The organism is Thalassotalea mangrovi, assembly GCF_005116735.1.
Classification (GTDB): domain Bacteria; phylum Pseudomonadota; class Gammaproteobacteria; order Enterobacterales; family Alteromonadaceae; genus Thalassotalea_A; species Thalassotalea_A mangrovi.
Genome location: NZ_SWDB01000017.1, coordinates 20,457 through 32,370 on the forward strand (window position 1 = coordinate 20,457; position 11,914 = coordinate 32,370).

The following is an 11,914-nucleotide window of genomic DNA, read 5'->3' on the forward strand; positions in this document are numbered from 1 at the left end:
GTTTTGGAACAATTTCACGGTAGCTTACCCTTAAAGCAAACCGATTATAACAGGGACCTTTCATTCGTATGTCTGGATTACAACGAATTATTCTGATCGATACGCATTTACCCGGCATGGTCGAGCTAAAAGTTAATGGCCACACTAATATCTGTGGTACTAATGCCTCCGGTAAAACCACCTTGCAACGCCTTGTTCCGGTGTTTTTTGGTGAATCCCCTAACAAAGTGGTACCCGCGACCCGGGATAACTTTCAAACCTGGTATTTGCCCCGGGAATCCAGTTTTATCATATACGAATACCAACGCATTGACGGGCAAACCTGTATGGCGGTGCTGACCTCATCCGCAACCGGCGTCGTTTATCGCTTTTTTGATAAGGGTTTTGTGGTAGAAGACTTTATTGCCGATGATATGACTGGCAAACGTTCGATTGCCATTAGTGAAATTGCCAAAGCATCAAAACGCCAGGGCGTGCAGGTGACCAAGGGATTGAACACCAAAGAGTTTCGGGCGGTGATCCAGAATGATCGGGCGATGATGAATGCGACTGCATCGAAACGAGATCTGGTCAATGCGGCCCGCTTGTTCAGCTTATGTGAAAGTGATGCCAAGCTACGCCATATAGAAAAACTGATCAAGGCGGTACATTCCAAAGAAGGCAAGATGGAAACCATCAAGGCGATGATTGCTGCGATTTTGGAAGAAGACGGAGTGCAGACACCAACCAGTAAGATATCTAAAGCTCAGGTTGAGGACTGGATCAAGGAATGTTCATTGATACAACAGTTTGATGAGTTAATGCCGCAATACGACAACCTGCAGCGAGTCAATTCGCAGTTGGAACAAACCGAACAGCGCATGGCCGAGCTAAAGGCACTGCTGTCTAATGATTATTCGTTGTTGGCGGAATCCCTGCTTAAAGCAGAAAACGATCAGCAATTGTATAAATCCAAACTTAACGAACTCACGAGTGAGTTCGAGCAAAGTCGGGACCGGTTAAATCGCGATATCTCCCAGGCAAAAGCAGACATAGATACCAGCGAAAAGCACCTCGATAAAATCGAAGAAGAGTTTAATGCATGGCAGGATAAAGATATCGAGCAGCATAAGCTCAACCTGGATAAAATCGGTGCCTGGCAATCGCAGTTGCAGTCGATGACGGAACAGCATGCTTTATTAACGGAAGAACATCAGGATGTTGAGGCCGCTTATCATAAACGTCAGGCTGAGCTGGAAAAGAAACAAGGTAAGGAATTAAATCAACTGGATGAGCAAAAAGACAAGGTTGTTGCACGATTACGGGATAAGCAAAAACAAGAATCGGTTGCCCTTCAGGCTCTGATGTCCGATCAGGACCAACGCTTGCAAGCCTTGCTGGTTGATTTTGATACTCAGATCCAACAGGCCCGTCTACAATTGCAGTCGTTAAAGACGCAGATGGAGCTAAGTGGTCCGTTACCGGAAGAACAGCAGCAAATGGCGCTGGCGGAAGCGAGCGTTGAACAGGCGCAGCTTGAAGAAGATGGCTTGCGCGCCCAGTTGCAGCAAGCCCAGGAGCAACTGCAGCAATTTAAATATCAGCAAATTGCGCTCAATGAAAAGTTAAACAAAGCCCGGAGCAAAGAGAAGCAGGCAGAGCAGGTTGTTGCTCAAGTCGATGCTTGGTTAAATCCCAAGGACAATACCTTATTGCAGTTTCTTCGCAATGAGCATCCTGGCTGGGAGCAACATATCGGCAAATTGCTGGCGCCAGAATTATTGTCTCGCTCTGACTTAGCACCGGCACTGGTTGATGATGTAGCATCGCAAAACTCGATGTTTGGATTATTGCTGGATACCAGCGTTATCGCCGAAAGCGATATTGCCCAGTCTCAGGCTGCACTAGAGCAGCAGTTACAACAGGCTAATGAAGAGTTGCACAAATGCCAGCAAGAAAAAGCCGCAATTGCTTCAGAGCTGCAACGACTGAATGAGAATGTCAAAAAGACCGAACAGGACTTCATTGCCTTGCAGTCGCAATGTCAGTTCAAACAACAGACTCGAGTGCGGGCACAGGAAGATAAGCAGCAGTTAAAGAACGAACACAAACAGGCATTACAGGAACGCAAACAACAAATTCAAAAGCGCCTGAAGGCGGAGCAATCTGCCCTTGAAAAGCTGGAGTTGAATAAACAAAACGCTATTGATGAGCACAAGGATGTTTGTCATGACGAAAAAATGGAACATGAACTACATTGGCAACAACTTATTGGTGACAGCGAGCAACAGTTAAGCAGCATTAACGAGCAAATTGCGCAAACTAAGCAGCAATTAAAAGATGGACTGAAATCGGTGAAAAACTGGTATCAGGATGAGCTGGCGAAACGTGAAGTCGACGTTGACTTAATCGCCAAACTGAAACAGAGCATTGCTCAGTTAAAAGACGATATTGAACTGACCAACAAGCATCGCGACAGCGTCAGGGAATATGACCGCTGGTATGAGGTGGTGTTCTCCAGGCAAAAGAGTATGCATTTGCAGCAGCTTTCAAAAGCCAAGGAGCAAAAATCGTCAGCACAACGCAGCCTGGAAAACAGTCAGTCCACCTATAAGCAGCAAAAGGGACAAATCAGCGAGCAATTGCAGCAACTGGAAAAAGCCCTGAATGAGCAGCGCGAGCTGGTCGCAAATATCAATAGCTTAAAACAGCAATTTGCGTTGCTAAAATTGCCGACGGTGGCGGAGCCCACCGACAATTCCAGCGTTTCAGCGCGGGTGAGTGAAGGTCAGGATTTATTGACTCGCCATCGCAAGGCGGTAGCCGACGTGGATGAATATGTCCATTACTTCGACAATGCTATTGCACAAAAATCCGGCATAAGCCTGACCGAAGCCTGGGAACGCGCCCGTAGCGACTGCCAGGTTGAAAATGCCCAGGGCTTGCCAGTGCTGGATTGCCGAAAAATGGTCAAAGAACTCGATATTTTGCTCAATGTCATGGTGCCCCAGCATCTTGAAGGGGTGCGCAATAACGGTCTCAACTTTGGTAATGATTTGACTCAGTATTACAACATCCTGGCCGATATTGATAAGCGCATTTCGTCGCAATCAAAGCGTATTTCCCGAGAAGTGGATCAGGAACTGTTCCTGGATGGTGTAAGTGAGTCCAGCGTTAAAATTCGCTCAAAAGTCAGTGAATTTGATTTTTGGCCGACCTTGCTGCGCTTTAATAAATTACACAAAGATTGGTTAGCCGACGACAGTGAGTCATTGCCAGATGAAGAATATATGCTGACCATCCGCGAAGTTCTTGATGTACTTGGGCGGGCGACGATGAGCGCCGGCGTCGGGCATTTATTGGATATCGAATTGCACCTGAAAGAAGGGAACTCCAACCTGGTGATCCGCACTGACAGGCAATTAAACGAATCTTCCAGTCATGGTATGGCCTATTTGATTTTATGTAAGTTCCTGCTGGCATTTACCCGCTTGCTCAGAGGCCATTCGAAAGCCACCATTCATTGGCCAATTGATGAAATTGGTACCCTGGCGAATAAGAATGTGAAGAAAATATTTGATGCCTGCCGGGCTAACAATATCAGCGTTCTGGGGGCATTTCCAAACCCTGAGTCGGATGTATTGCACTTCTTTGAAAACCGTTACCTGATTGATAAGAATGCCAGCAAGCAAAAGCTGCGCATGGTACAGCCGAAAGTCAATCCGATTTCAGCGCGACTTAAGCAAAAACAACAACTGGAGGCGACCGCATGATGTCACTAAAGGGTAGGGTGATGGAAACCCTGTTAAGCGGTGGTTTTATCTGTAAAACCAGTGATGAGTTGGCTTTTCAGTTTTTGCAGAATCATGAACACCTGGCTGAGGTGGAGCGTCAGCTCAATACCATGAACCGAACACTGGCGTCGGCAAATGATGGCAATTTGTATTTTTGTGCTTATCAGACGATCGATACGGACGAGCGCAAACAATTGTCAGTGCAGTTTCGTGATATTGCCAGCTCGTTATTACCGCTGGCAGAGTGGCTGGTGCTGGTACAGGAAACCCGTGGGGACAATGCACCGCTTACTGAAGGCAAAGTGATTCGCCTTGCTGAGTTGCAAAGCGTCATTGAAGATACCCCTGCATTTGTTGAGCAGCTGGCAAAAATTGCCCGCTATAGTCTGTTCAACTCCACCAGTTCTGCGGTCGATGCGCAGCTGAAACAAATCTTTAAACGCTTGGTTGAGACCGGCTATTTACTGCGGCCAAACCCGGATAACCAGATCTATCTGGCGACCGGCAAAATTGACTATTTGTTTGACGTGATTCGTTTTATTGACGAGTCGGAAAACCTTGGCCTTGAACAACAGGCTGAACTTGCAATCAAGCAAGGAGACTTGCTTTGAGTAGCCAGCTAGAGCGTGCTGGTTTTACCCTGTTAAGGGCTTTATCCAAGCATGCGGATATTGTAATGCAGGCGTATCTGTCGGGTCATATCAATGATCTTGAATACGACAGTAATGTCATTGAAAAGCTGATTGAACTTGGTGTGTTGTGGCGCCCGGAGCCGGGTGAAGATTTGCGTCTTCGTTCAACGGTCAGGGCCCTGCTCGAGAATAGTTTGCGCGATGAACGTAATCGCCAACTGGATACCAATATCGGTACCAAGCTGGCGGCGATTAAGACCGTTACCAATCACTATAAAGAAAGCCTGCATCATAAAGCCTATGGTGATGCCGAAGTTTATTTGGAAGATCTGGCAGAGCAGGTATATACCCTGGTGGATAGTTTAAAATCCAGTGTCCGTAATCTTTGGCGCCGTATCCATAATGAATTTGGTTACGTTGCCTCAATCAGTGCCAAAATCCGCGAAAATGAACTGGCCCAGAGTCAACTGACGCAAATGCGACAACAGTTGGAAATGTTCCAGTTTGATGAGCTGTCAAAACTTGCTGGTAGTTCCAGGGAGCTTCGTCGGCTATTGGTGGTGCAACTGCAACGCAGCCATAGTGAGATTAGCCAGGAGTTAAGCCTGGCGCAGGCGAAGCTGATTGACTTGCTCGGTAAATTTCGAGAATACCTGCATCGTTCGCAACTGCTCAAAGGGTTTGTTTTACATCAACAGCAAAAGCCTGATTATAAAGTTAAAGATTACAGTGAACAGGCAAAAATACCGGGCCTGTTCAATCAGGCTAAGGCAATCATGCAACCGGCGAGCATCGATGTGAATAATGTCGAGCATGAACTGGTTTATGTCGATCTGGTCGCTCATTTAAAACAGGTGCGTCATAATCAATCGCTGAACCAAAAGCTACGCCAGGGCCAGGAATTTTCACTGGAGGATATCGAATCTATCGATATCGAATCCGATGGCTTAAAAGAAGCCGTGGAAAGTTATTTCTGCCAGGTAATTGATTCGGGGCAACCGATGTCAGCCCTGGAATATCATCGCCAGCTGAGTCTTGATTTCGACCGGGAAGTCTGGGTGTATGGTGTTATCAATGGCTTTGGTGGACTGAACCAGGATGAGCAGGAGTTTTTTGAAATTGGCATGGAAGGCCATCCGCATCCGACATTTGACGGTAACTTTATTATTGAAGATGTGGAGTTAGGGTTACGCTAATGGAATTCTCCGTAATGCTGATTTCAAAGCTTGACCCTAATCCCAAAACTAAGCGCTACAAAACGTTAAAAGGCGCGTATCGCAGCATTCATAAATTTTTAAGTGAACGAGAAGCGGAACGCACCGCCTTCGCCATATTGTCAGGGCCTGAAATTGGCCGGGAAGAGTTCCACCATAGCGGTGAAGTGCCGATCGAAATAAAGCAATCGCAGGAGAATTTTTATCTGTCCCCTGCCTGGTTGGAGCTTCGACGGCAAGTGTTAGAGCGCGATGGGTTTTGCTGCCAGCTTTGCGGTGCGTCGCCAAAGGAAGATAAGGTTAAGCTCGAAGTTGATCATATCAAGGAGCGGGCCCTTTACCCTGAACTCGCTCTTACATTGTCAAACTTACAAACCCTGTGTAAACCATGCCACAGCGCCAAAACTAATCACTTTAATCGAAAATCATAGGCAATTGGCTAAGGGTAGGGGTTATTTGCCAGCATAAGGAACAATCAACCCCAAAGAGAGCTCTCCCTGACCCTTGATATTCACATTTGTGTCTGTAGACCCAATCCGATACTTTGGAGCAGCAGCCAGGAGCTGTAGTGAGCGATCTACAGCCGATCTAGGTTTATTGTTAACGGTTAATTCGTATTAAGAAGTTATGGAAAAGTATGGGGCCTAAAAATCACACATCTGAAATACGACAACAGATCAAAGATGCACGCTGGGCAATGTGGGCGTTTGCTACTATCAACATCTTGGGGGTTAGTTGTGCTTTTGGTTGATGGCATGAATAACATGTTCGTGATCATGGCTGTGTTTCTTCAAGTATTCTTATTTCTAATATGGTTACTGCCAGTATTTCTTTATCAAGTTTTCATCAAAAAAGTTTCTCTAAAATATGCGATATACACATCTTTCGCGTCATACAAAGAAGCACTGGGTCACCTTTCGTGGTAGAAGGATATTAGTTTGACGTTAACTTGCTGAAAAGGTTAATGTCTTTAAATAGTGAATAACAGTCGCATGACTTAATACATTATTTCTTATTGGGAAATTCAGATGAGCTTGATAAGTAGTGTAATTTTCATGTTAGGCATGGCGCCATTATCCCCAAATGCATGCAATAATATTTCAGAGCCATGGCATTCTGCAGAGACTTCTCAATCGGCAGTAGATATAAATGGGCAACCGTTTAATTCTAATTATGAGTTACTGAAAGCACTTTATGAGGATTATGGAAAACCTACTGAACTCATAGAGGCACTGATAAACCAAGAAATAACTAAACAACAAGAGCGAGAATACGTTATAAAAACTTACGGCAGAGTTTTGTTGAATAAAGCCGTAATCTTAAACAACCAAGATTGGACTAAGTACCTTTTGGATGAGGGGATTAACCCGTTTGAACCCTCTCAGTTAGGCCACGGAGTGGTAATTACCTTTATCAATTTTGGAAATTCAGAGTTAATGAAGGTGCTGGATTCCAAATTAGAGCTGTTTCTCACCAAACAAGAAATAACTGATTTCACGTTGTTTAAAACCTACTGTATTTAATCGTTTTTATGTATCGGGATTTATAAAAAAAATAGCTGAGACATTCGTCCTGAGCTTGGATTCCCTGTCGTGGCAGGGAATGACGCAAGGTGTTTTGCTTAAGTCGACAGCCAGTTCCAGACGCTGTCGACATACTTATGTCCATATAGGCAACTCGAAACAGCGTGTACTCGGAGCTGATGACATCAGCGTGCTCGAAGTGACGTATTTTGTCGCGTACCCGGAACAATCTTTGATTGTGTACTCGAAGTGGCGCATTTTGCCACGTACTCGGAGTATCGTTTACGATACGTACTCAGTTCCTTTCACGCCCGTCCCCTTGTTTTTCAACGAGTTTTCAGGATATGTTAGTGGTGTTGAGCAAAATACCAGCAAGTTTTTCCAGCTCAGCCGTAGAAAAACTCATAGTAATAATAAAAACAAAAATGAAACAAAAGGGAATGATATGTCTATGAAAAACGCTGTTTTCGGCATACTGTCCGTTATATTACTGACAGCTTGCGACGAAGCGCCTGAAACATCCCAGCCGACAGTCTCGGCGCCGATAACTGAAAAGCAGGGCGTGAAAACCTTTAGTGCTGAGGAGTTCTTTGCCACGACCACCGTTTTTGGTTCGTCAATCAACCATGACGGCACCGCAGTGCTGGTTTCCAGTGATGCGACCGGTGTATTTAATGCTTACCGTTATCCGGTCGATGGCTCGAAGCCTGAGCAACTGACCACATCCGTTAAAGACACGATTTATGGTGTCAGTTGGTTTCCCAATGACAACCGGTTTATTTATACCGCTGATCAAGGTGGAAATGAGCTAAACCATTTATATGTTCAGGAACTGGATGGCAGTGTCAAAGATTTGACGCCGGGTGAGAGTCTGAAAGCAGGGTTTTTAGGCTGGAGTGACAATGGTGACTTCTTTGCCATCAGTAATGAACGTGACCCTAAGGCTTTTGATGTTTATCGGTATTCGTCAAAAGACTATCAACGTGAATTGGTTTTTGAAAATGAGGAAATGTTATCAATCGGAGACGTTTCCCGTGATGGCCGTTGGTTAAGCCTGACCAAAGCGGTCTCCGGAGCGGATTCCGACTTATATCTGATAGACCTGAACGCGTCGGCTAAGGATCCTATCCACATAACCCCCCATGAAGGAAATATTGAATACTTTAGTTATGGTTTTACGCCTGACTCTGGCAAGTTGATTTTTGCGACTAACGAACATAGTGAATTCAATCAGGCCTGGGCCTATGATCTTGAGTCCGGTGAATCGGAATTATTTTACGAAACTAACTGGGATGTCGGTTTTGTCTATTTTTCTAAAGACGGTAAATACACTGTCGTAGGTATTAATGAGGATGCACAGAATAATATTAAGATCCTGAATTCGGAAACGAAGGAAAGTGTTGAATTGCCAACCTTGCCTGCGGGAGACTTACGTGGCATTAACTTCTCAGACGATTCTAACAAGATGGTCTTTTATATTAATGCTGATAATTCGCCGTCAAATCTTTATGTATATACCTTCACAGACGACAAGGTAGTTAAGTTAACGGAGACATTAAATCCGGCTATGACGCCTGAAGATTTGGTAAGCAGCACGGTTGTAAGGTTTAAAAGTTTCGATGGCCTGGAAATTCCGGGGTTGTTATACAAACCATTGCAAGCCAGTGCGCAAAACAAAGTACCGGCGCTTGTATGGGTTCATGGCGGACCGGGAGGACAATCACGTAAAGGCTATAGTGCTGCAATTCAGCATTTGGTGAATCATGGTTATGCCATATTTGCCGTCAACAACCGAGGCTCTTCAGGGTACGGAAAAACGTTTTATCATCTTGATGACAAGAATCATGGTGAAGGGGACTTGCAGGATATTGTCTATGGCAAAAAACATCTGCAAACCCTAGATTGGGTTGATGGCACTCGTATCGGAATTATCGGCGGAAGTTACGGCGGTTATATGACGATGGCGGGTATGGCGTTTACGGATGAATTTGAAGTTGGTATCAATATCTTCGGCGTCACCAACTGGGTTCGCACCTTAACCAGCATTCCACCATGGTGGGAAGCATTTAAGCAGGCGCTTTACGATGAGATGGGCGATCCTGCAACCGACGCTGAACGTCACCGTCGCATTTCGCCGCTGTTTCACGCTAAAAATATTAAAAAACCAGTTCTGGTGGTGCAGGGTGCTAATGACCCGCGGGTTTTACAGGTAGAAAGTGACGAAATGGTTGCCGCTATTGAAGCGAATAATGTACCAGTCGAATACGTGTTATTTGAAGACGAAGGACATGGTTTTAGAAAGAAAGCGAATCGGATCACCGCCTCTAATGCCTATGTAAGATTCCTTGACCGTCATCTGAAAAATTCCGCGAATCAGCTTTAACAACTAAAAGTATAAATAAAAAGGGTCAGCGCTAAACTGACCCTTTTTTTTGCATCTAAACCTTTGGTTTAAAGCGACAATGGATTACCAGATACGAACACGCTCTTCTGGCTTAAGGTAGAGTTTGTCGCCTTCCTGAACATTAAACGCTTCATACCAGGCGTCGTGATTTCTGGGCGCTAATGAACGGTATCGACCCGGAGCGTGAGTACCGGCACGAAGCTGGTTCAGCATGCTTTGCTCGGTGCGCTTTTCTTTCCATACCTGTGCCCAGGCTAAGAAGAAACGTTGATCACCAGTAAGGCCATCGATAATTGGTGCTTCTTCGCCATTAAGGCTTAGTTTATATGCATGGTAAGCCATTGCCAGGCCACCAACATCACCAATGTTTTCGCCCAAGCTGTTGCGGCCATTTACAAAGTTACCTGGAATTGGCTCGTACTGGCTATATTGCTCAGCCAGTTTATCGGCTTTCGCTTCAAATGCCGCGCGATCGGATTCAGTCCACCAGTTACGCTGGATACCGTTAGCGTCAGATTTTGAACCCTGGTCGTCAAACCCATGCCCCATTTCGTGGCCAATTACCGCGCCAATACCACCATAGTTAACAGCTGGATCAGCATTTGGATCGAAGAATGGGGGTTGTAAAATCGCGGCAGGGAACACAATCTCATTGAAAGACGCGTTGTAGTAGGCATTTACACGCTGTGGCGTCATGCCCCAACGATTGCGGTCAGTTTTTTCTAACTCTTTTGCGACACTGTCAGCGCGGAAGAATTCACTCAGGTTTCTAACATTGCCGATCAAATCGTCTTTATTCAGCTTAAGACCGTCAAAAGACTGCCATACATCTGGATAACCAATTTTAGGAACGAACGCGGCTAGTTTTGCGCGAGCATTAACTTTGGTTTCATCGCCCATCCAATCCAGGTTGTCGATACGCTGACCAAGGGCTTTGCGCAGGTTTTCAACTAGCTCTGACATCTGCTCTTTGGAAGATTCTGGGAAATGACGGTCTACATAAACTTTACCAATAGCAAAGCCAAGGGACGTTGTACCAGACATCTGGCTAACGGCACGCTTCCAGCGATCTCGAGGCTCTTGCTGACCACTTAAATGCTTGCCATAAAACGCGAAGTTAGCGTTATAAATATCTTCCGATAATAGCGAGGCGTTACCGCTAATGGCATGGTAAGTCAGATAATCTTTCCAAACCGCCAAATCTTCATGGTTAATTAGCTCAATCATCGCTTTAATTGGCTCAGGTTGGCTTACGTTTAGGTGTGGTACCTGATAACCAGTTTCAGCAAAGAAAACGTCCCAGTTAAAGCCAGGATATTCTTTGGCTAACTCCGAACGTTCGATTTGGTTCAAGGTCAAGTCGCGGTCACGACGCTTTTCGCGTGGCCAGTGGCCTTCGGCAATTTTAGTTTCCAGGGCAAGAATCGCTTCAGCGCGCTCAGTAGCTTTGTCTGTACCCGCAAATGCAAGCATTTCGGCGATGTGAGCTACATAAGCCTGACGAGTTTTCTCAAAACGCTCAGATTCTTCCAGGTAGTAGGAACGATCTGGTAGTCCTAAACCACTGGCACCAACTGACATTTGGTACTCATTCGGATCAAGGCGGTTAAACCACATACCACCACCAATTGGAGCACTTACGCCATTAAGCCAGGAACTACCAAATACTTTGGTTAACTGGTCAGTATTCTCAATGGCAGAAATGTCATTAAGCAGTGGCTCAATAGGCTTGATACCTAACGCATTAAGGGTTTCGACATCCATGTATGCATTGTAGAAATCAGCGATTAACTGTTCTTCAGCATTTAAGTCATCACGAACGGCGATCTCATCGATAATGGCTTTAACCTGGTCGTCACTTCGCTCCGCCAAGACAGAGAATGCGCCATAACGGGTTTTATCCGCTGGCATTTCAAAATTATCGTACCAGTTACCGCTGGCGTACATAAAGAAATCATCGCCTGGCTTTACGCTTTCATTGCGTGCACTCAAATCGACACCAAAGCTGCCCAACTCAGGCTGACCTTGTTGCGCTACTGGCTGTTTTGATTCTTGTGTTTGTTCTGCTTTTTGTTCTGTTTTTTGTTCAGCTTGTCCACACCCAGCTAAAAACGCCGCCGCTAAAGCCGATGCAATGAGTGTTTTTTTCATAATTAATTCTCTTCGTTATTGCTTTTATAACTCACCGGTAATTCTACGTTGTTCAGGTTACTTCGCAATAGCAAAAGTCGTTAGATAACAGACTAAATCAACAATGTTTAGTATGTTAAAGAAGGTAATTGTTACGTCCTAGGTCTTAGGTCTTAAGCTTTGTGTCTTATGTTGTAGGTCTTATGTCTTATGTTGTGCTGTCGCCGAATAATGATAA

7 protein-coding genes are annotated in these 11,914 nt (G+C 45.2%); 6 read left to right on the forward strand and 1 reads right to left on the reverse strand.

Features of this window, described 5'->3' with window-relative positions; translation table 11 throughout:
• The first annotated feature begins 68 nt into the window (after positions 1 to 68).
• From E8M12_RS07660 to E8M12_RS07685, 6 genes are all read left to right on the forward strand, one after another.
• A complete protein-coding gene (locus E8M12_RS07660; RefSeq protein WP_136735504.1) occupies positions 69 to 3,752 on the forward strand; it encodes an ATP-binding protein in 3,684 nt (1,227 codons plus the stop codon).
• A complete protein-coding gene (locus tag E8M12_RS16300) occupies positions 3,749 to 4,384 on the forward strand; it encodes a condensin complex protein MksE (RefSeq protein ID WP_169303070.1) in 636 nt (211 codons plus the stop codon). The genes E8M12_RS07660 and E8M12_RS16300 overlap by 4 nt, the downstream gene beginning before the upstream one ends.
• Positions 4,381 to 5,601, forward strand: coding sequence for a phosphoenolpyruvate carboxylase (locus E8M12_RS07670; RefSeq protein ID WP_136735505.1), 1,221 nt, complete (start codon positions 4,381 to 4,383; stop codon positions 5,599 to 5,601). The genes E8M12_RS16300 and E8M12_RS07670 overlap by 4 nt, the downstream gene beginning before the upstream one ends.
• On the forward strand, positions 5,601 to 6,050 hold the full coding sequence (locus E8M12_RS07675) for an HNH endonuclease (protein WP_246034054.1): 450 nt from the start codon (positions 5,601 to 5,603) through the stop codon (positions 6,048 to 6,050). Before E8M12_RS07670 ends, E8M12_RS07675 begins: the two co-directional genes overlap by 1 nt.
• Before the next feature lie 597 nt (positions 6,051 to 6,647).
• Positions 6,648 to 7,142, forward strand: a complete 495-nt coding sequence (locus E8M12_RS07680) for a hypothetical protein (protein WP_136735506.1) — start codon at positions 6,648 to 6,650, stop codon at positions 7,140 to 7,142.
• A gap of 451 nt (positions 7,143 to 7,593) precedes the next feature.
• Positions 7,594 to 9,525, forward strand: a complete 1,932-nt coding sequence (locus E8M12_RS07685) for a S9 family peptidase (protein ID WP_136735537.1) — start codon at positions 7,594 to 7,596, stop codon at positions 9,523 to 9,525.
• Between the two features lie 84 nt (positions 9,526 to 9,609).
• Here E8M12_RS07685 and E8M12_RS07690 read toward each other — a convergent pair whose 3' ends face one another.
• Positions 9,610 to 11,697, reverse strand: a complete 2,088-nt coding sequence (locus E8M12_RS07690) for a M13 family metallopeptidase (protein ID WP_136735507.1) — start codon at positions 11,695 to 11,697, stop codon at positions 9,610 to 9,612.
• Positions 11,698 to 11,914 lie beyond the last annotated feature (217 nt).